The organism is Hydrogenophaga sp. UC242_53 (genome assembly GCF_042696965.1).
Lineage (GTDB): Bacteria > Pseudomonadota > Gammaproteobacteria > Burkholderiales > Burkholderiaceae_C > Hydrogenophaga.
In genome coordinates, this window is sequence record NZ_CP170552.1 from 4,617,927 (window position 1) to 4,638,449 (window position 20,523).

The window sequence follows — 20,523 nt, forward strand, 5'->3', positions numbered from 1 at the left end:
TATGCCGAAGATACTTGGACAGATCAGTATCGACCGCTGGGAGCGGGAAGTGCGCCGCCTTTTGGCGAACCAGTTGCCACAAGACTGGATAGTGGTGTGCAACGTCGCCTGGGCTTTGCAGAATGACCAGGGCTTGGTTCGGGATGGTCAGTGCGACTTCGTTGTACTGGTCCCAGGCCTCGGAATGGCCGTGCTAGAAGTGAAGGGCTCCCGGTCGGTCCGTGTAGGCGAGGACGGGACTTGGTACCGGCAAGAAACCGACCGGCGTACAGGGCAGGTCCGAGCTGAGGTGCCGATCGACGAGCCTCCGCCGGAGCAGGCGTGCAGGAACATGCACACGCTGGCAAAGGCGGTTTGCGACCGGTTGCCCCGGCCACGGTTCCCTGGTGCGTTTGCCTTCCTCGTCGCATACCCAAATGGTCAGGTTGAAGGCTCCTCCTCGCTCTACGACCCCAGCACAGTGGTGCCCTCCCAGGAAATGCATCGCTTGGAACGGAGAATAAGAGGTGCTCTAGAGTCCCGGATTCCTCAGCAGCGGAGCAGCGAATTCACAGCCGATATGGCAGGACGGGTTGCTGCAATCCTTTCGAATAACTCCTTCCGCATTGCGCCTCGAGACGTTCCCATGAATGCCGACGACGATGCCGTCGATCTCGATGAGCTGACCAGGCAACAGTTCGCAGCTCTGCGGGGAGCATTTGAGCTGCCGCGGGTCGCCATCGTTGGCCCTGCAGGCTCGGGCAAGACCCTGCTCGCGCTTTGGAAGTTGGACGCCCTGATCGAAGAGGGAAAGCGCGTCCTGTACGTGTGTTTCAACAAGGCCCTTTCCGAACATTTGAAGCTAGCCAATCCAGAAATGGCGGAAAAAATCACTTCCGTCGACCGACTTTTCTTTCAGCTTGCCGCGACACCAGAAGAACACCCCATCGGCGATCGCTTCTTCACGGAAGAGCTTCCGTCCCTCGTACAGGACGTGGCATCGGAACTGCCGCTGCTGTCCAAGTACGACGCGATCATCGTGGATGAGGGCCAAGACTTCGGGGAGCTTCGGCTGCTTGCGTTGCTGGAACTGCTCACGCCCTCCGGCCAATGGCTCTTCTTTGCCGATTGGGATCAGAACGTCTACAGGTCTTCCAAGCAGGAACCGATAGGCGCTGAGGTCACCTTTAGGCTGTATCACAACTGCCGAAATACCCAGCGGGTGAACGCAGCCACGAATGGCTGCTGCGAACTTTCGGTGATGCACATGCCGGGCGTTCCGTTGGGTGCCGCCCCGCTTGTGAAGAAGGGATGGAGCGCAGCGACGGCCCCGGCATCTGCATGGGCAGCGGCACATGAACTGAGCCCGGAGGGCGGAGCGGTCTTCCTGTCTCCGTTCAGGCTGGACAACTCCTACTTGGCCTCGGCAAGGCGGGCCTATGGCCTTGAGTTGACCGAAGACATCACGTTGCTGGGAAAGCCTGGCTTCGTCTACTTCTCCACCATCAGGTCGTTCAAAGGCCTTGAGGCAAAGAATGTGGTTCTGCTCCATGCCGATGTTCCTGGACGGATCCGGGCACTTAGTGCTGATGATTTGTATGTCGCATGCACCAGGGCGACTGGCCGCCTAGCCATCATGGCGGTTTCGGAAGAGGCTATGCAGTGGTACTCGCAACGCACCGGCCGTCTTTCAGCGAGCGCCCCGACCGTCTAACGCCAACGATCTGGTCCGGCTGCTTGTACAGAGGCAGCCTGTGCACTCGCCTTGGCACACACTGCCTCCGCTAAATCGACAGCAGTTCCCGGACCCGCAAGTCCAGCTGCTCCAAGTCTGCAGGCTGCATGCTGCGCAGACCATTGGTGAGATCTCGCGCGATACTGCCAATGGCAGCCATCTGTCCATTGGTATCGTCGAACTTAGGAATGTTGAGGTACTCCGCAACGCTGGCACCCAGGCTGAGCTGCGCCGCATATGCAGACACTGCCTTGGCGATCGTGGGCGCGTTCAGGAAGCCTGTCAGGTACGCCGCCTCGGGCTCAGATTCGACCGGGATGAAATAGAGCTTGTGGTCCGGTACAACAATCTTTTCGCCCGCGTGTTCGATTGAGGCGCTGCCGATATAAGCGGCTGCGAAGGTGTTGCCCATCTCGCGCCAGAGTACTTTGAACGGAGCGAATGTGTAGGACCCCGTGCTCCAAAGCGAATAGAACTCCTGCCCCTTCTGGAATCTCTTCAGGCTGGACCGCTGTTCAAGATGGCTCTTGAAGCGGTTGAGGAACTTGAACGTGTGCGGGCTGTCGGACGGCAGATTCGGGTCGCCATGCATGCCCCGTTGGGGAACAAGGATCCGGAGGTCCGCTTCTGGCACGGCATTGAATGGCGAGACACCACGGCCCCGCAGAAGCGGGAAAAGATGCTCTGACTCGACCGTCGCGGTGATCAGGGGAATCCCTTTCGTCTTGCCAATGTCTGCCGCATTGCACACCGTTACCAGGTCAGTTCCGACTGCACCAGTGGCATGGACCCAGAAGATGCCGTTGCGGTCGGTCGTAATGCCCTTACGTGCCTTGTACTCAGGCTTTGCACCTGCTGCAAAGACCTTCGAAAACACGGCTTGGTCTTGCGTGGAGCCGACCAGCCATGGGCGCGTTCCATCGCCCCCTGGCACTGGTACCGCAGTTCCATCGATCCGTTTGGCAGTCTGGCGGAACTGCTCCGCCGAAGCGTAGGTCCGTTGGTTGGTGCTCTTGTCCGGGTCTGCGGTCCATGAGCGGTAAGCAACAGGAAATACGGTGGCTGCATCCCTTTGGAGTATCAGGAATGTGGGGTGGTTGCTGACACCATCGAACGGCCTGATGTCCTGGTAGTCCTCAACCAGCAGGACGCGGCACTGCAAGCTGCCGTTGTCAATCGAGAAGCGCCTGAAGCCGGCGCTGGACTCGGTCGTGAACACGGATCCAGGTAGGAAGAAGCCCAAGCGCCCATCGCGGGCAAGGTAGTGCTTCACGGCCTGGTAGGTGATCACAGTCGAGATATCCGACTCGATGCCACCCACCCATTTGTCGGCGCTGAAGACGCCGAGCCCCCGGCAATGTTTTTGGATCGACTGGGCATAGTCCTTTGGCAGGTTGCTCCACTTGACCCAAGGCGGGTTGCCGCAGATGTGGGATGACGGCGGAATCGCACCTGCCGCAAAGCGGTCAGCCAGTATCGAGCACCAGATGCCATTCCATCCTTGGTCGTGGAGTTCGACCAAGTTTCCGACAGTATTGCCAACAATGGAAATGTCGGACGGATCAAGCCCCATGGCTTGCAGGTCGGCGAGGATCGAACCGCAGATCTTTGCTGCAGCGTAGTCTGCATCGATCAACATCCGTATCTTCGCGAAGATCCGGAAGAAATCCGGGTGTCCGATCATCCTCTCAGGGACGGAAAACTCCCTGGGTCCCAATTCCGTGTGGAGGACGTGGCTGTAGTTCCGGAAGAAGTCGACGGCGGCAGGGTAGACGGCATCTGCCAAGTACACCGGTAGGCGGATGGGATGCGCAGGGTCCAGGTGTGGGGACAGGAAGACGGCAAGCGACCCTTTTGCAGCAAGGACGGCAAGTGGATTGAGGTCGATGCCGTGGATACCCGCGAGCAGCGATTGGGCCGTAGCGTCGTTGCCGGCCTTGCGCCGGCGACGAATCGCTTCGAGCAAGAAGGTGCCCGACCCGCACGTGGGATCCGTCAGCGAATCCGATGGCTGCCATTCGAGCAGGTCCATGCCATGTTCAGCCAGCCAGTCCGGCGTGTAGAACTCGCCAAGCGCATGCCTGACTTCCCGAGGGATGAACCGCTCGTAGATACCCTTGAACAGATCCCGCGTGGTATCCGCGTGTTTTTTGGATACGGCGAAGTCGACCCCGCTCAGCCTTCCCAGCATGGCGCCGAGCGAGTCTTGGTAGCGTGACCAGTCGTTGTCGTCCAAGTACCACGAGAAGAAATCGCCACTCAGCATGTTCAGGATGCCGGCGTGCTCAAACAACTCGCCTGTCTCCACCGCGCGCAGCCGCTCTGCCACTGGCACTCCCGGCTCCAGTACGTCTTGGCTGACTTTTGGAAGGGCACAGGCAGCGACTACCTTCGCAATGATGGCTATGTACGTATTGAGCGCGAACAGGTATGCAGCAGGGTTGTCCTGGTACGGTTGGTCATGGGAGATCTCCTGCCGGGCGAGCAGCTTCTGCATTTGCGCAGGCTGGAAACCTACGACCTGGCTAAAGAGCCTGCGCCACTCCGAAAACAGCATCTTGGTTTTCGTGGTGGCCGCCGAAGCATCCGCCTTGCAGATGCTGGCATAAAGCTCGGGAATCAGCGCCGTACCGTACTCCGAGTCGGGCCCCACCAACGCTTGTAGGAGCTGTGGGTGGACCAGCGGGCAGCCGTTGCTTTCCAAAGCGGCAAGCAGGCGGTCCGCGGCAATCCCGTCGAATGCCACAACATCTTCCCAAGTGGTTGCTGCGGCCGCGCCATCGAAACGGCCAAAGGTGATGTGTGCGCCGTCCCAGGCGACCATGACGTACTCCTCAAGAGCGCGCCCCTCTTCGGCAGAGATCAGGTCTGCATACTCTTCAGCCTGTTTGCGCGCGTGTATCGCCTTTGCGCCAGCGCGTCCGCCAAACGACTTCGGCGGCTCGTATTCGATGACCACGGCACCATGCGCCACGTCGGCGAACTTGGTGGGCTTACCCTTCTCCTTGAGGGCACGCTCGAGTTGGAATGGCGTCCAAGGAATGGATCGGTCCAAGCAAGCTTGCTCAAGCGCATTCTCGAGCGCATGCCGCAGCTGCGCTTCGTTTTGAGAAACTTCCGCTGCAGATATGACAGCGGTGACGAGGGTGGTGGTTGCGCTGCTCACATCAATACTCGTTCAGGCTCACCGGGGGAATGCATAACGGTCCTAGGCGCCCTTGCGGGCGCCCGGAACCTTTTGTGCAACCAAACCAGCACCGGAGAACAGGTGGGTGAATATGGCCTCTGCAAGCTTTGGCGGAACTGCGTTCCCGATCTGGGTGAACTTCGACTCCGTGTCTCCAATTGGCGTGAATTTGGCGTCGAAGGTCTGGATGCGCGCACATTCGCGCCACGACAGCCTACGCGGTGTTTCAAGCTTCTTGCGCTTCGGATTGGCCTCCAGGTGCTCGTACTCGCCAGAGAAGTCCCAGCGCTGCTTCCACCCATCAGCAAGGTTCGACCACGTCAGGGTCATCACCGGGCTGGCTGGATGCAGCGTGATGTGCCTCCAGTTGGCAACGACGGTGAATGCTGGGTCCGCCCATTTGGCCTTGCGGTTCCTGGACATGTAGTACCAAGAGAAGTGGCCCTCGGGATCATGCGGACGCTCGTAGAACTCGCCCTCTGGCCACAGCGGCATGCCCTTGATCGCTTCGCCATGTGACGCGTACGGCAGTAGCGGGCCCGAAGCCTTGGTTGTTTTGCCGTGGGTTTCCTTGGGGAATTCGAAGGACTGGTTCAGGTCTTTCCTCACGCCAACGATGAATAGCCGTTTGCGCGATTGCGGCACACCATAGTCCTTGGCGTTCAGAAGCTTGTAGGCGACGTTGTAGCCGGCCTCATCGTAGGCTTCAAGCTGTTCCTTCAAGAAGGTGCCGCTGCTCAACTGCTTGAGGCCGGACACGTTCTCCGCGACGAAATACTTGGGCTGGACAATGCCGACTACGCGCAGGAATTGCTTGTACAAGCTCGTGCGCTCATCCTTTTCAGGATCCCGGTTCCCTGCCATAGAAAACGATTGACAGGGATAGCCGCCCACGACAACGTCGGCATCTGGAAAGGCTTGGATGCCCGAGATGTCCGCATTGCGGATGTCCGCGCCGGGAAAGTACTTCTCGAGCGTCTTGCAGGCATCGGCCAGTATGTCGTTCGAGAAGATGACGTGGCCGCCAGCCGCTTCCACGCCGAAGTCCATGCCACCGCAACCGGAGAACAGGGATAGCACCCTGATCTCTCCACCACTTTGTTCAAATTTTTTCTGCACGCTCTCTCGCTTCTCTACTGCGCATCTTCGGCATCGGAGCCTTGCAGGAGAAGAGGCCACTTAGCTTTCAAGTAGCCATCGATCGCGTCGCGGACGACCCAGGCAAGAGAGACCCTGTTCTCTGCCGCAATCCTTTCCAGGACTTGGTACTGTTCCTCAGGGAAGCTAACGGAAGCGCGAACCGTGCGCTCATGTGCCCCGCTGTCATTGCGTTTTGCCTGAGCCCGCATGGCTATTCCCCGAACTGAAGAGCAAGTGCACCATTTTACACCACAGTGGTGAACGTGACGGGCGCAGCGGAGTGAGGTTCCATCGTGACCCTTCAGCGCCATGGTCATGAAAGTCCGAGGCCTGTCTGGAGCAGTCGCGATCCACTAGGACAGCCTCCCTACATGGTATTTTTCAGCCCTCATCCGCCCGCACCACCCCAAGAGCCCCCAATGCACCCTGAAGACAACTGCGACGTCCTAGTCATCGGCGGCGGCCCCGCCGGCTCGACCATCGCCGCCCTGCTCGCGCGCGAAGGCCGCAAGGTGGTGTTGCTGGAGAAGGAGCACCATCCCCGCTTCCACATCGGCGAGTCGCTGTTGCCCGGCAACGTGGCCTTGTTCGACAAGCTCGGTGTGCGGGACCAGATCGAAAAAATCGGCATGCCGAAGTTCGGCATCGAGTTCGTTCCGCCGGATCTGGACTATTGCAGCTATGTCGATTTCGCCGAGGGTTGGGATCCGTCGATGGCATCGGCCTGGCAGGTGCGCCGTTCCGAGATGGACGAGCTGTTGTTTCGCCATGCGGCCAAGGTGGGCGCCGAGGCGCTCGAAGGCGCGAAGGTCACCGAGGTGGCTTTCGACGACGAGGGCGCCAGTGCCGAGGCGGTGCTCGACAGCGGTGAAAAGCGCCGCTGGCGCGCCCGCTTCGTGGTGGACGCCACGGGCCGCGACACCTTGCTGGCGAACAAGTTCAAGTGCAAGGAAAAGAACAAGGACCACAACAGCACGGCGCTGTTTGCGCAGCTTCCCGCGGCGCGCGGCGCCTGGAAGGCAAGCGCGAGGGCAACATCAGCATCTGCTGGTTCGAGCACGGCTGGTTCTGGTTCATTCCGCTGGCCGACGGCACCACGAGCGTGGGCGCGGTGTGTTGGGCCTATTACCTGAAAGCGCGCGACAAGCCGCTGAAAGACTACTTCTTCGACACCATCGCCCTGTGCCCCGAGCTGCACGACCGCCTGAAGAACGCCACGCTGGTGGACGACCAGGTGCATGCCACGGGCAACTTCTCGTACTCCAGCACGCACGCCACTGGCGACCGCTACCTGATGGTGGGCGATGCGTTCACGTTCATCGACCCGATGTTTTCTTCGGGCGTGTTTCTGGCGATGCAAAGCGGCTTTGACGGCGCGCAGTTCGTCACCACGGCGCTGGACGCGCCGCAGCGCCTGCCCGCGGCCCGCGCCGCTTACGAGAAGCGCGTGCGCGTGGGCCCGCGCGACTATTCGTGGTTCATCTACCGCGTCACCAACCCCACCATTCGCGACATGTTCATGCACCCGAACAACCGGTTCAAGGTGAAGCAGGGTCTCATGTCGCTGCTGGCGGCGGACATTCACCACGGCCCGGCCTATCGGATGTCGCTGGTGATGTTCAAGCTGATCTACTACGTGGTCTCGGTGGCGAACTGGCGCCGCACGTATGCGGGCTGGAAGCGGCACCGCTTCAACATCCGCGACATGGGGGCGCTGCGCGGCGAGACGGTCATGAAGGCGGACTGACCGACGAGGTCTTTTCTCAGGGCCGCACGGCGGTGTACTCCGAGAACACGCCGAGCTCGGTGTGGCGCTGCACTTGCTGGAAGCCGGCGCGCTCCATGGCCTGCAAAATCTGCGCGGGCGGGATGCAGGTTTCGATGGTGTCCCAGTAGTAGCGCCACAGCTCCGCGCTGCCGCGCTCGCGGGCCACGAAGTGCGCCAGGGTGGGCACGATGCGGCGCATGTAGAACTTCACCAGGGTGCGCGAAAGGCGGCTCGAAGGTTGGCTGATTTCCAGGATCAGCAGCCGGCCGCCGGGCCGCAGCACGCGGTGGAATTCGCGCAGTGCGGCGTCCACGTCCGACACGTGCCGGAAGGCATAGCCAAAGCTCAGGAAGTCGGCTTCGCCCGTGGCGCAGGGCAGTTCCTCCGCCCGGCCGGCGCGCAGTTCCACGCCCGGCAGGTCCACCTGCGCCAGCATGCCGGGGCTCGGGTCCACGCCGATCAGGCGGCCGTGCTCGCCGATCAAGTCGCAGGCCTGGCGCGCGAGCAACCCCGTGCCGATGCCCACGTCCACCACCTTGTCGCCGGCCGCCAGGCCCGCCCGCACCAAGGCCTCGCGCCGGTACCAGCCACCCGAGCCGAACGCCATGGCGCGCTCGATGCGGTCGTAGTCGACGGCGGTCTCGTCGAAGATGCGGCGCACGTAGCGCGCATGGTCGGCCTCGTCGCGGTAGTAGGCGGGCAGGGGCGCATGCGGCAGGGAAGAGGTGGTGGGTTCCATCGAAGGTCTGCTCCTGGGGCTCAAGGCCGGTAGGGGTGGGTCGGGTGCTCGGGGCTGGGGTGTGGGCGCGCGCGGCCGACACCCGAGAACAGCGTCATCAGCGGCGTGGTCATGGCGGTGGTCACCAGGGCCATGACGAGAAGGATGGTGAAGAGCTCCGGGCCGATCAGGCCGGCGTCCAGGCCGATCTTCATCACGATGAGTTCCATCAGGCCCCGCGCGTTCATCAGCGCGCCGGTGGCCAGACTGTCGCGCCACGAGTAGCCAGCGATGCGCGCGCCCGCAGCCCCACCGGCGATCTTGCCCACTGTGCGCACGCCGAGCACGAGCAGCATGGCGCCGAGCCCGCCGCCAACGAAAGCGTTCGCCGTGGTGCCCAGGCCCGCCAGCGCGAAGAACAGCGGCATCAGCAGCACGATGGAAAACGGTTCGATGCGCTGGGCGAGCGAGTTGAGCAGCTGGTCGTCGCGCGGCAGCGCGGCACCGAAAAGAAAGGCGCCGAAGACCGCGTGCAGGTGCAGCCATTCGGTCGCCAGCGCGGTCGCCAGCAAACCGATCATGAGGGCCGCGAGCACCGAAAGGCCGGGCTCGCCGTCGGGCGCGTGCTTGCGCAGCCACCACGCGAAGGCCGGCCGCACGACCCAGAAGAGCGTGCCCACGAGCACGACGACGCCGATGCCGATTCGGGCCAGCCCCGCGTAGCCATCGCCCGCGCCCACCAGGGCCACGACGAAGGCCACGAGCACCCAGGCGAACACGTCGACCACGGCCGCGGAGGCCAGCGAGAGTTGCCCGAACCGCGTGTGCGTGAGGCCCTGGTCTTTGAGGATGCGGGCCATCACCGGGAAGGCGGTGATCGACAGCGCCGCGGCGATGAACAGCGCGAAGGGCCAGAAGCCCACACCGGCGGGCGCCAGCGTGGGGTGCAGCGCGGGCGAGATGCCAGGCCCAGCGCGATCGGCACGACCACGCTCAGCACGCCCACGGCGCCAGCGGATCGCAGCTGTTCGCGCGCGCCCTTGTGGGCGCGCAGCTCGAGGCCCACGATGAACATGAACATCACCAGGCCCACGGTCGACAGCGCGGACAGACCGGCGAGCGAGGCCTTGTCGAAGATCTGCGCGTGCAGCGAGGGGAACAGCGCCCCCATGACGACCGGCCCGAGCAGCATGCCGGCGGCCATTTCACCGACCACGCTGGGCTGGCCGAGGTAACGGAGCAGCCAGCCGCAGGCGCGCGCGGTGACCAGGATGACGATGAGCTGGAGCAGCAGGACCGTTGCCGACATGGACGCCTCGTTCGTTGATGCAGCCCGGATGGTACAAGCGCGCGCGGAAAAGCCCGGCGCATTGTTGACGCAATAGAAACAGACTACTCCTGGTTATCGTCTTTATCCGAAGCGAGGTCGTGCCTATAGTTCTTTCCATGGGCTTCCACCTTCGTCATCTTCATTGCGCCATCGGCGCAGGCGCGCTGCGCGCCGTCTTCCAGGCCGCGGCACCACCGCCTTCCTGACCGCCCCCGCCCTCCTGTTCCTTCCATGGAAATGCCAACCCCGGTTTTCGCCAGGGACGGCCTCGTTCGCCCTCAACTTTCTTTACCCAAGAAAAGACACCATGAAAAAAATCGCCGCCGCAGCCGCTCTTGCAGCACTTGCAGTTCCCTCCTTCGCCCAGTCGAGCGTCACGCTGTATGGCGTGGCGGACATGTTCTATCAGTACGCCGATGGCGCGAACTCGCTGTCCCGCGCGCAATCGGGTGGCCTGGCCGGCAGCCGTTTTGGTCTGCGTGGCACGGAAGACCTGGGCGGTGGCCTGCGCGCAAACTTCACGCTGGAAGGTGGCGTGAACGTGGACGATGGCACCAGCGGCCAAGGCGGCGCGATGTTCGGCCGCCAGGCGCACGTGGGCTTGTCCGGCGCCTTCGGTTCGGTCTCGCTCGGTCGCCAGTACACCGCGCTCTACGCCGCCACGAACGACCACAGCCTGTTCACCAGCGCGGCCGCCGGCCCGTCCACCGCACTCATCGGCGGCTTCGGCGGCGGCTACGAGCTGGTGCGCGGTGCGTCGGCCACCGGTGCGCCTCCGCAAGCGGGCGCCACGGGCAACGGTGGTCCCGCGCGGATCAACAACTCGATCAAGTACGAATCCCCGAGCCTGGCCGGCTTCAAGCTGGGCGCGGTCTACGGCATGGGTGAAGTCGCCGGCGCCAGCGGCGACAACCAGGTGATGGAAGCCTCGGTGCGCTACACCGGCCATGGCTTCGACGTGATCGGCTCCTACCTCACCGACGAAGCCCGTGGCGGCATCGGCGTGAATTCGACGGACGCGCGCATCGGCACGCTGTCGGGCGCCTACAACTTCGCGCCGTTCCGCGTGGTGGCCGGCTACATCAACTTCGACGACAAGCGCGTGGCCGATCTCGATGGCGAAGGCGCCTGGATCGGTGTGGACTACCAGACCGGCAAGACCACCTGGAAAGCGCAGTACGTGCTCAACTCGCCCAAGAACCTGAGCAACGCGGACAGCAAGGCCTTTGGCGTGGGCGTGGTGTACGACCTCTCCAAGCGCACGGCCCTCTATTCGAGCCTGACCCGTTTCCGCAACGACGCCAACGCCGGCGCCGGCGGCCTGGGTCGTTTCAATGCGGCGCTGCCGGCCGGCCTGACCTCGGCGGCGGACAACGACATCACCGAGTTCGCCGTCGGCATCCGCCACACGTTCTGAACTTTTTCTGGAAGGCGCCGCTCAGACACTTATCTGGCGACGCCGCCGCCGCAACGTCTCTCCAAGGGTGGTCCATCCCAGATGACTCCACCTTTTTCACAGCCCCCTCGGGGGCTGTTTTTTTTGCGCGAAGAAGAAGCGCTGGGGTCGCTGAAAAGATGCATAGATTGGATCAATAGTTAACGATAAATTTTTGAATGGATTAAATGGCTGAGGGGGCGTGCGCTGTCACGGATCTGTCAAACGGCGTCGAAATACTGCCCTCATCCCAGTTGCAAGGCCCATCGCCACCCCGGCGCGCAAGGCCTCCATTCCATGAATCCCATCGTCTTGAGCGCAAGCGCCGTGCACCGCAGCTACGGCAGCCATCAGGCATTGCGCAATGTGTCTCTGGAGGTCCGGCGCGGTGAGCGCGTGGCCCTGCTGGGGGCGTCCGGCTCCGGCAAGTCGACGCTGATCCGGTGCCTGTGCGGGCTCGAAACCACCGACCCGGACGGCGGGCGCATCGAGGCCTTCGGCCAGTTGCTGCAGGCGCGGGGCCGGCTCAGCCCGGACATCCGCGCCCTGCGGCGGCGCATCGGCGTGATCTTTCAGCAGTTCAACCTGGTCGGCCGCCTGAGCGTGATGCAAAACGTGATGACGGGCCTGGCCGCGGAGGCGCCGCTGTGGCGCGCACTCGCCGGCCGGTACGACATGAGCGACCAGGCCCGGGCCTTGGACGCGCTCGATGCCATCGGCCTGATGCCTCAAGCCTTCCAGCGGGCGTCCACGTTGTCGGGTGGGCAGCAGCAACGCGCGGCCATCGCGCGCGTCCTGTTGCAAGGCGCCGAACTGGTGCTGGCCGACGAGCCGGTCGCGTCCCTGGATCCGCAGTCCACCCACCGCGTGATGGAGCAACTGGCCGCCCTGAACCGCGAGTCGGGCATGACGCTGGTGGTGAGCCTTCACCACGTGGCGCTGGCGCAGCGCTACAGCGATCGCGTGGTGGCGCTGCGCGATGGCGCCCTGGTCTACGACGGCCCCAGCAATGCACTGACGCCGGGTTTCCTCCAGCACCTCTACGGCACCGCCGCGGCGGAACTTCTGCACGAGCCCGGCACCGAGGCCCCTGCGCGCGACATGTTCCCACTGGCGCTGGCGGCCTGAGGCCGGCGCCCGCTTCTCTCACACCCCAACCTCCCAAAGGAAATTCCATGTTCAAGCTTCACACCCTGGCCATCGCCGCGCTGTCGCTCGCGGCCACCGTCGCCCATGCGCAGGACATCAACTTCGGCATCATCGCCACCGATTCGGCCTCGACCCAGCGCGAACGCTGGGAGCCCTTCTTCCGCGACATGGAGAAGAAGACGGGCCTGAGCGTCAAGTCCTTCTACGCACCCGACTACGCGGGCGTGATCGAGGCCATGCGCTTCAACAAGATCCAGGTGGCCTGGTACGGCAACAAGTCGGCCATGGAAGCGGTCGATCGCGCCAACGGCGAGGTCTTCGCGCAGGTCATGTTCGCCGACGGCAGCTTCGGCTACAAAAGCCTGCTCATCACCCGCCAGGACAGCCCGCTGAAGTCGTGGGACGACGTGGTGAAGAACGGAAAGTCGCTGAACTTCGGCATCGGCGACCCGAACTCCACGTCCGGCTTCCTCGTCCCGACCTTCTACCTGTTCTCGCAGAACAAGATCGACTACCGCACGGCCTTCAAGACCGCGCGCAACGCCAGCCACGGCGCCAACATCCAGGCCGTGCTGGCCCGCCAGATCGATGTGGCGACCAACAACACCGAAGAGCTGGACAAGCTCAAGGCCAACAAGCCCGAGCTGGCCAGCCAGATTCGCGTGCTGTGGGAAAGCCCCCTGATCCCCAGCGACCCCTTCGTCTGGCGCAAGGACCTGGACCCGACCGTCAAGGCCAAGCTCAAGGGCTTCATCCTGAACTACGCCAAGACCGACGAGCAGGAAAAGACGATTCTCAAGAACATCTACAACTACGGGGGCTTCCGCGAGTCGAGCAATGAACAGCTGGTGCCGATCCGCCAGCTCGAGCTGTTCAAGGACCGCAGCAAGATCGAGAACGACACCGCGCTGGATGCCGCGACGCGGGCCAGGCAGATCGCCGACATCGACGCCAGGCTGGCGGCCCTGAAGCTGTGAGCGCCACGACCCTCCCCCGCGCCGCGCCCAGCGCGGCGGCGCTGGATCGACTGAGGGCGCGCGCCGAAAGCGAGCGGCCGGGCCTGCTGACCTACCTGGCGTGGGCCGTGGTGCTGGGCGTGCTGGCCTGGGCCTGGCGCGGCGCGGAGATCCGGCCGCTCGATCTGATCCGCGACGCCGGCAACATCGGCACCTACGCCAGCGACTTCTTCCCGCCGGACTTCCGCGACTGGCGCATCTACGCCAACGAGATGCTGGTCACCGTGCACATCGCCATCTGGGGCACGGTGTTGGCGCTCGTGGCGGCGGTCCCGGCCGGGTTGCTGTGCGCCTCGAACGTGGCACCGCCCTGGGTGTACCAGCCCATGCGCCGCCTCATGGACGCCTGCCGAGCCATCAATGAAATGGTGTTCGCGATGCTGTTCATCGTGGCGGTCGGCCTGGGTCCGTTCGCAGGTGTGCTGGCGCTGGCCATCCACACCACCGGCACGCTCGCCAAGCTCTTCTCCGAGTCGGTGGAAGCCATCGACCCGCGCCCGGTCGAAGGCATCCGCGCCACCGGGGGCCACCGTCTGGTGGAGGTGATCCACGGTGTCATTCCGCAGGTGCTGCCGCTGTGGCTCAGCTTCACCTTGTACCGTTTCGAGTCGAACGTGCGCTCCGCCTCGGTGGTGGGCATGGTGGGCGCCGGCGGCATCGGGGTGGTGCTGTACGAGGTGATCCGCAGCTTCCAGTACGGGCAGACCGCCGCGGTGCTGTTGATCCTGGTGGTGACGGTCTCTCTGATCGACCTGGTGTCGGCCAAGGTGCGAAAACGATTCATCTGAAAAAAAGCGCCTGGCCTGTTTCTCATCGAACTCCAAAAAAATGACGGACATCCTTCACACGCCCAGCACCGCGCCGTCCCACTTCGACCTGATCGTCGTGGGCGCCGGCATCGTGGGCCTGGCCCACGCCTACACGGCGGCCAGCCGAGGCCTGAAGGTCTGCGTGGTCGAGCGCGACGCCGCCTGCATCGGCGCGTCGATCCGCAACTTCGGCTTCGTCACGGTCACGGGCCAAGGCGCGGGCAGCACCTGGCGCCGGGCGCGCCGCTCGCGCGAGGTGTGGGACACGGTGGCCCCGCAAGCCGGCATCGACGTCCTGCACCGCGGCCTGTACCTCTGCGCGCGGCGACCGCTGGCACGCGCCGTGGTGGAAGCCTTCATGCGCACAGAGATGGGTGAAGGCTGCGAGCTGCTCACGCCGGCCGAAGCCCGGCGCCGTGCACCGGTGCTGCGGCTGGATGAAGCGCAGGCCGTCCTGTACAGCCCGCACGACATGCGGGTGGAGTCCCGCACCGCCATCGGCTTGCTGGCCCGCTGGTTGGCCGAGCGGCACGGCGTGGTCTTCCGCTTTGGCGAAGCCGTGCTGGAGGTCGCCACGCCGCGCGTTCGAACCTCGCGCGCCGTGCTGCACGCCGATCGCGTGGCCGTGTGCACCAACACCGAACTGCACGGCCTGTTTTCCGAGCGGCTGGCCGCACAAGACTTGCGCCTGTGCCAACTGCAGATGTTGCGGGTCACGCCAGAGGCCGGGTTCCGGCTGCCGGGCTCGGTGATGGGCGATCTGAGCCTGGTCCGCTATCACGGCTACAGCCAGTTGCCCGAAGCCGCGCCCTTGCTCGCCCAGCTTCGGCACGAAGAGAGCGAATCGCTGGCCCACGGCATCCACCTCATCGTGGTGCAAAGCGCCGACGGTTCGCTGGTGGTGGGTGACTCGCATCACTACGGCGCGGCACCCGAGCCGTTCGCGCAAGAGCACGTGGACGCATTGATCCTGCGCCACCTTCGCGAAACGCTCAAGCTCCAGCAGGCGACCGTCAGCGCCCGGTGGGTCGGCACCTACCCCTCGTCCGCCACCCGCGACTGCTTCATCGACGCCCCCGACGATGCCACGCGCCTCGTGCTCGTGACCAGTGGCACCGGCGCGAGCACCGCCTTCGGCATCGCCGAAGACGTGTTCGCGGCCTGGTAGCCGCCGTTCGGCCCTCAGGCCAGCTTGAGCCCGATCACGCCAGCGAGGATGAGCGCGATGCACAGCAGGCGCAGCGGCGCGACCGGGTCGCCCAGGAGCGCCATGCCGAGCAGCGCGGTGCCCGCCGCGCCGATGCCGGTCCACACGGCGTAGCCCGTGCCCACGGGCAGCGTGCGCAGCGAGAGCGAGAGCAGCACCACGCTGCACACACCGGTGGCGACCGTGAGCAGCGAAGGCCACAGGCGCGTGAAGCCCAGCGAGGACTTCATCGCCAGGGCGAAGGCGATTTCGAGCAGGCCGGCGATGCCGAGCAGGGTCCACGCCATGGCGTTCAGGCCTTGGCGGCGGCGGCAGGCGTGGCGCGGAAGGCCACACCGAAGCGGTTGAAGGCGTTCATGAGGCCGATGGCGTAGGTGAGGTCGGCCAATTCCTTGTCGCTGAACTCGGCGGCGGCGGCCGCGTAGTCGGCATCGGGCACGCCGGTGTCGGCCACGCGCGTGACGCTCTCGGCCCAGGCCAGCGCGGCGCGCTCGCGGGGGGTGAACAGGCCACGCGCGTCGTGCCACACGGGCACCAGGGCGAGCTTGTCCACCGCGAGGCCGCCCTTGAGCAGGTCGCGGGTGTGCATGTCGATGCAGAAGGCGCAGCCGTTGATCTGCGAGACGCGCAGGTACACGAGGTCGACCAGGCCCTTGGGCAGGCCGCTTTTCTGGACGCTGGCGTACACGCCGCCAAAGGCCTTGTAACTCTCGGGCGAGACCTGGGCGTATTCGATGCGATTCGGGTTCATGACGGTTCCTTGAAAGAAAGTTTCGAAGGTCGCCATGGTGCGCATTCATGGCCCATCCAGAAAGAGCCAAGATGCGCGTTTCTCTCTGGGCCATGATCTGGCCCCTTCCGCTACAGCAGCCGCAGGATGCGCGCGCCGAGCTTCTCGGCCACGGCCTCGGTCTCGATGTTCGTGAAGCCGAGCAGCAGGGCCGGCGCCACGGGCCCGTCCATCGCCCAGTCCGACAGCGCCTCGGCGGACAGGCCTTCTTCGCGCAGGCGCGCGGCCAGCCGGCGGTCGGAGCGGCGGGCCTTGAGCCGCAGCACCAGGTGCATGCCACCCGGCGGGGCGTCGATGCTGAGGTGGGCGCCGAGCACGCGTTCGAGGCCCGCCGTCGCGGCCTCGCGGCGCTGCGCGTACAGCTTGCGCATGCGCTGGATGTGGCGCGCGAAATGGCCTTCGGTGATGAAGCCTGTGACGATGGCCTGCGTGAGCGCGGGGCTGCCGCCGGCAAAGACCTCGCTGACCTGCTCGAAGCGCGCCACCTGCGAGGGCGGCACCACCAGGTAGGCCAGGCGGATGCCGGGAAACAGCACCTTGCTGAAGGTGCCCGCGTACAGCACGCGGCCTTCGCGGTCCAGGCTCTTGAGCGCGGGCAGCGGGCGGCTGACGTAGCGGTATTCGCCGTCGTAGTCGTCCTCCACGATCCAGGCCTTGGCGCGCGCGGCCCAGTCCAGCAGGGCCTGGCGGCGCGGCAGCGAGAGCGACACGCACAGCGGGCTCTGGTGCGCGGGCGTCACCACCGCCCGCGCGCGCGCGGGGCGCGAGCTTCAGGCCCTGGGCCACCTGCAGACCCTCGCCATCCACCGGCACCGGCACGGGGGTGATGCCCCGCTGGCCGAGCAACTCGCGCGTGGGCGGGTAGCCGGGGTCTTCCAGCCACACGCGGTCGCCCTCTTTCAGCAGGGCGTGCGCGATCAGCTCCATGGTCTGGCGGTAGCCCGAGGTCACGAACACCTGCGAGGCCGAGCAGGCGATGCCGCGCGAGACCTGGAGGTAGGCGGCGATCTCGGCGCGCAGCGCGGGCAGGCCTTGCACCGGCGGGTGCGCCATGTCGGCCGGCTGCATGGCGCGCACGCAGCGCGCGCCCAGGCGCGCCCAGATCTTGCGCGGGAACGCGTCCAGCGCGGGCAGGCCCAACTGGAACGGCAGGATGGAGTCGGGCCGGAAACCCGCCGCCGCGCTGCCGCTGCGCGGCGCTCGCTCGGGCAGGGCCACGGGCATGCGCGGCTTGAGGCCCGGCGTCACGATGGTGCCGGCCTGGCCCCGCGCCTGGATGTAGCCCTCGGCGCCGAGCAGCGCATACGCCGCCTCCACCGTGCCCCGGGCCAGGCCCAGCTCGGTCATCAGCGCCCGCGCGGACGGGATGCGGTCGCCGGGCTTGAGCACGCCGCTGGCGATGGCGCCGCGAAAGCGCTCGTGGATCTGGCGGTAGAAGGGCTCGGTGGACGACGGGTCCAGCGGCGAGAGGGCGGGGGGCGGTCGGTTCGGCATGGCCCAGCCATCTTATCGATTCATGGCTCTTTTCGATGGGCCATGCCGGCCCAAGAATGCCGCCCATGAACATCCTTCACCTCAGCTTCAGCCCCCGTGGCCCCGACTCCGAGAGCCACCGGCTCGCCCTGCGCATCATCGAGCACCTGCAACGCGCCCACCCCACGGCGGCGCGGGTCGAGCGGGCGCTGGGCACCGACGCGCCGCCGCCCATCGATGGCGCGCACGCCACCGCGCTGGGCGCCGCGCAGGCCTCGCCGGCCGAGGCATCGAACGCGGGCACGCTGTCCCTCTCCGAAACCCTCATCAGCGAACTCGAGCGGGCCGACGTGGTGGTGATCGCCACCCCCATGCACAACTTCAGCGTGCCCGCCGCGCTCAAGGCCTGGATCGACCACATCGTGCGCGTGCGCCGCAGCTTCGACGTGGGGCCTCAGGGCAAGCTCGGCCGGCTGCGCGACCGCCCGGTGCTGGTGGCCGTGTCCTCGGGTGGTGCGTTCTCGGGCGAGCGCGCGCGCCAGCCCGACTTCCTCACGCCCTACCTGCGCGCCGTGCTGGCCGTGATCGGCCTGCGCGATGTCACCTTCTTCACGGTCGAGGGCACCGGCGGCGGCGCGGACGCCGTGGCGCAGGCCCGCGCCCGGGCCGAGCGCGCGCTGCAGGCGCACTTCGACGCGATCTGAACGCCCGCTCAGGCCACCTGCGCCGCCGCGCGCGCCACCCCGTCGCGCAGCCACACGTGCGCCGGGTCGTGGTCGTTGCGGCTGTGCCAGACCGCGCGGAAGGTGGACAGGGCGCTGGGGTAGGGCGGTTCGCGCATGCGCAGTTCGCCGCTTTCGGCCAGGTTGCGCGCGAGCGACGACGGCATGATGGACAGCATGTCCGAGCCGCGCAGCAGCGCGGGAATCGCCAGCGAGTGCGGCACGGTGGCGCGGTAGCGCGGCGCCAGGGCCACGGCGGACAAGGCCTCTTCGAGCGCATGGCGGTCGAACATCTCGGCCTGCCGAGCCAGCCCCCGCTCCAGGATGAAGCCGCCCACCGCGCCCTCTTCCTGCCCACCCACCGACACCGTCACCAGCGGGTAGCGCGCGAGGTCCGCCAGCGCGAGCTTTCGGCGCGAGGCCGGGTGGTCCTTGCGCATCACGATCCGCTCGCCCTGCGTCATGAGCGTGCGCGAGCTCAGGCGCGAAGGCACCTGCGCGAAGATGCCCACCGCGAGGTCGATGCGGCCCACGTCGATCTGCTCCGCGAGGTCCAGCCGCGTGGAGGGGCGCACCACCAGGTCGATGCCCGGCGCCTCCAGCGCCATCAGCCGGCTCAGCTCGGCCACCATCACCGCCGTGAGGTGGTCGTTGGCGGCGAGCACGAAGCGCCGGGTGGAGCGCGCCGGGTCGAACGGCTCCACGCCCAGCGTGGCCTCGATGCGGCGCAGCGCATCGCGCAGCTCGTCGGCCATGGCCATGGCGCGCGCCGTGGGCACCATGCCCTTGGCCGTGCGCACGAACAGTTCGTCGCCCACCACCTCGCGCAGGCGCGTGAGCGCGTGGCTCACCGCCGACTGGCTCAGGTTCAGGCGTTTGCCCGCGCGCAGCAGGTTGCGGTCTTCGTGCACCGCGTCGAACACCTTGATGAGGTTCAGGTCGATGCGTCCGATGCTCATGGCGTGTCCTTGGCGAATTGCATGGCGTGCATTTTGCTCTTGCAAAAACAGCGATTCCATTCAAGTCGATCGATGGCGATCATCCGCATATTCCCACCCTGAACCCCACGGAGCCCCACCATGAACACCCTCTCGCGCCGGCGCTTCGGCGCCACCAGCCTCGTCGCCCTGGCCGCCACCGCCTGGCAGCCCGCCAGCTGGGCGCAGACCACCGTGCGCCGGCTGCTCGTCGGCTACCCCCCGGGCGGCACGCTGGACCAGACCGCGCGCCGCGTGGCCGAGGCCTGGCGCAAGCAGGGCGCGAGCTTCATCGTGGACAACCGCGCGGGCGCCGCCGGTCGCGTGCGCAGCGCGCAGCTCAAGCGCGAGCGCGCCGACGGCAACACCCTGCTGTGCACCCACACCTCGGCGCTCAGCATCTACCCGCACGTCTACACCAAGCTCATGTACGACGCGGTGGCCGACTTCGTGCCCATCTCGCCGGTGGTCTCGGCCACCTGCGCGCTGGCGGTGGGCCATGCGGTGCCCACCTCGGTGAAGACACTGGCCGACTACGTGAAGTGGGTGCGGCAGTCGCCCGCCCACGCCATGTACGCCTCGCCCGCCGCCGGCTCGATGGCGCACTTCCTGGGCTTCCAGTTCTCCGAGGCGGCCGGCCTGCAGCTGCAGCACGTGGGCTACCGCGGCTCGGCCCCGGCCATGAACGACCTGCTCGGCGGCCAGATCCCCGCCTACCTCGGCTTCGTGGCCGACTTCCTGCCCTACCTGCAGAGCGGCAAGCTGCGCATCCTGGCCGTGAGCGGCGAGAAGCGCTCGCGTTTCCTGCCGGCGGTGCCGAGCTTTCCGGAGCAGGGCTACGCCGCGCTCACCGGCGTGGAGTCGTACGGCCTCTTCGCGCCGCCCGGCACGCCCGAGGCCACGGTGAAGACGCTGCACGAGGCGGTGACCGCCGCCAGCCGCGACGAGACCCTGGTGGCCGGCTTCGAAGAGGTGGGCCTGGAGCTGTTCAGCCTCAGCCCCAAGGCCTACGAGCGCTACATCCAGACCGAGCGCGACAAATGGGGGCCCGTGGTGCGCGCATCCGGCTTCAAATCGGAGGAATGAAG

At 65.8% G+C, this 20,523-nt stretch carries 16 protein-coding genes and 3 pseudogenes; 10 read left to right on the forward strand and 9 right to left on the reverse strand.

All coding sequences use genetic code 11. The features are described 5' to 3' along the window. Position 1 precedes the first annotated feature (1 nt). Positions 2–358: pseudogene (locus ACFJI0_RS23160) on the forward strand (NERD domain-containing protein); the annotation flags it as partial. Between the two features lie 267 nt (positions 359–625). Continuing rightward, a complete protein-coding gene (locus tag ACFJI0_RS23165; protein WP_382325800.1) occupies positions 626–1,693 on the forward strand; it encodes an AAA family ATPase in 1,068 nt (355 codons plus the stop codon). Positions 1,694–1,763: 70 nt separating this feature from the next. On the opposite strand, the gene ACFJI0_RS23170 is transcribed toward ACFJI0_RS23165, so the two are convergent. Then, complete coding sequence (locus ACFJI0_RS23170) at positions 1,764–4,880, reverse strand: N-6 DNA methylase (protein WP_382322488.1); 3,117 nt, start codon at positions 4,878–4,880, stop codon at positions 1,764–1,766. Between the two features lie 42 nt (positions 4,881–4,922). Continuing rightward, positions 4,923–6,020, reverse strand: coding sequence for a DNA cytosine methyltransferase (locus ACFJI0_RS23175; protein WP_382322489.1), 1,098 nt, complete (start codon positions 6,018–6,020; stop codon positions 4,923–4,925). 440 nt (positions 6,021–6,460) lie between these two features. Here ACFJI0_RS23175 and ACFJI0_RS23180 point away from each other — a divergent pair. Then, positions 6,461–7,788 (forward strand): annotated as a pseudogene (locus ACFJI0_RS23180) (NAD(P)/FAD-dependent oxidoreductase). A gap of 16 nt (positions 7,789–7,804) precedes the next feature. Here the strand turns inward: ACFJI0_RS23180 and ACFJI0_RS23185 are convergent. Genes ACFJI0_RS23185 through ACFJI0_RS23195 form a run of 3 tightly spaced genes read right to left on the reverse strand, consistent with a single transcriptional unit; the run spans position 7,805 to position 9,836 of the window. After that, positions 7,805–8,548, reverse strand: a complete 744-nt coding sequence (locus ACFJI0_RS23185) for a class I SAM-dependent methyltransferase (protein WP_382322490.1) — start codon at positions 8,546–8,548, stop codon at positions 7,805–7,807. Between the two features lie 20 nt (positions 8,549–8,568). Continuing rightward, the gene (locus ACFJI0_RS23190) at positions 8,569–9,450 is read right to left on the reverse strand and encodes a cation:proton antiporter (protein ID WP_382322491.1); all 882 of its coding nucleotides are present in this window, start codon (positions 9,448–9,450) and stop codon (positions 8,569–8,571) included. Further along, positions 9,387–9,836: a cation:proton antiporter gene (locus tag ACFJI0_RS23195; RefSeq protein WP_382322492.1), complete on the reverse strand. Its 450-nt coding sequence runs from the start codon at positions 9,834–9,836 to the stop codon at positions 9,387–9,389. The genes ACFJI0_RS23190 and ACFJI0_RS23195 overlap by 64 nt, the downstream gene beginning before the upstream one ends. A 328-nt stretch (positions 9,837–10,164) precedes the next feature. Here ACFJI0_RS23195 and ACFJI0_RS23200 point away from each other — a divergent pair, with 328 nt between their 5' ends. The 5 genes from ACFJI0_RS23200 to ACFJI0_RS23220 all read left to right on the forward strand — a co-directional run bounded on the left by ACFJI0_RS23200 (position 10,165) and on the right by ACFJI0_RS23220 (position 15,434). Further along, positions 10,165–11,274 carry a porin gene (locus tag ACFJI0_RS23200; RefSeq protein ID WP_382152545.1) on the forward strand — a complete coding sequence of 370 codons (1,110 nt, stop codon included), beginning with the start codon at positions 10,165–10,167 and terminating at the stop codon, positions 11,272–11,274. Positions 11,275–11,589: 315 nt separating this feature from the next. Beyond that, positions 11,590–12,420 (forward strand): phosphonate ABC transporter ATP-binding protein, encoded by an 831-nt coding sequence (gene phnC / locus ACFJI0_RS23205; protein WP_382322493.1) that lies wholly within the window; start codon positions 11,590–11,592, stop codon positions 12,418–12,420. A 47-nt stretch (positions 12,421–12,467) separates the two neighbouring features. Next, the gene (gene phnD, locus ACFJI0_RS23210) at positions 12,468–13,418 is read left to right on the forward strand and encodes a phosphonate ABC transporter substrate-binding protein (protein WP_382322494.1); all 951 of its coding nucleotides are present in this window, start codon (positions 12,468–12,470) and stop codon (positions 13,416–13,418) included. Positions 13,419–13,459: 41 nt separating this feature from the next. Then, positions 13,460–14,245 carry a phosphonate ABC transporter, permease protein PhnE gene (gene phnE / locus ACFJI0_RS23215; protein ID WP_382163808.1) on the forward strand — a complete coding sequence of 262 codons (786 nt, stop codon included), beginning with the start codon at positions 13,460–13,462 and terminating at the stop codon, positions 14,243–14,245. 40 nt (positions 14,246–14,285) lie between these two features. After that, positions 14,286–15,434, forward strand: a complete 1,149-nt coding sequence (locus ACFJI0_RS23220; protein ID WP_382322495.1) for a TIGR03364 family FAD-dependent oxidoreductase — start codon at positions 14,286–14,288, stop codon at positions 15,432–15,434. A gap of 14 nt (positions 15,435–15,448) precedes the next feature. On the opposite strand, the gene ACFJI0_RS23225 is transcribed toward ACFJI0_RS23220, so the two are convergent. The 3 genes and pseudogenes from ACFJI0_RS23225 to ACFJI0_RS23235 form a co-directional block, all read right to left on the reverse strand. Then, a complete protein-coding gene (locus tag ACFJI0_RS23225; RefSeq protein ID WP_382322496.1) occupies positions 15,449–15,760 on the reverse strand; it encodes a DMT family transporter in 312 nt (103 codons plus the stop codon). Positions 15,761–15,765: 5 nt separating this feature from the next. Beyond that, complete coding sequence (locus tag ACFJI0_RS23230) at positions 15,766–16,224, reverse strand: carboxymuconolactone decarboxylase family protein (RefSeq protein WP_382322497.1); 459 nt, start codon at positions 16,222–16,224, stop codon at positions 15,766–15,768. Positions 16,225–16,334: 110 nt separating this feature from the next. Beyond that, positions 16,335–17,757, reverse strand: a pseudogene (locus ACFJI0_RS23235) (PLP-dependent aminotransferase family protein). Between the two features lie 65 nt (positions 17,758–17,822). On the opposite strand from ACFJI0_RS23235, the gene ACFJI0_RS23240 reads away from it, so the two are divergent. Beyond that, complete coding sequence (locus ACFJI0_RS23240) at positions 17,823–18,440, forward strand: FMN-dependent NADH-azoreductase (RefSeq protein WP_382322498.1); 618 nt, start codon at positions 17,823–17,825, stop codon at positions 18,438–18,440. 8 nt (positions 18,441–18,448) lie between these two features. On the opposite strand, the gene ACFJI0_RS23245 is transcribed toward ACFJI0_RS23240, so the two are convergent. Beyond that, the gene (locus ACFJI0_RS23245; protein WP_382322499.1) at positions 18,449–19,417 is read right to left on the reverse strand and encodes a LysR substrate-binding domain-containing protein; all 969 of its coding nucleotides are present in this window, start codon (positions 19,415–19,417) and stop codon (positions 18,449–18,451) included. Positions 19,418–19,537: 120 nt separating this feature from the next. On the opposite strand from ACFJI0_RS23245, the gene ACFJI0_RS23250 reads away from it, so the two are divergent. Next, positions 19,538–20,521: a tripartite tricarboxylate transporter substrate-binding protein gene (locus ACFJI0_RS23250; RefSeq protein ID WP_382322500.1), complete on the forward strand. Its 984-nt coding sequence runs from the start codon at positions 19,538–19,540 to the stop codon at positions 20,519–20,521. Positions 20,522–20,523 lie beyond the last annotated feature (2 nt).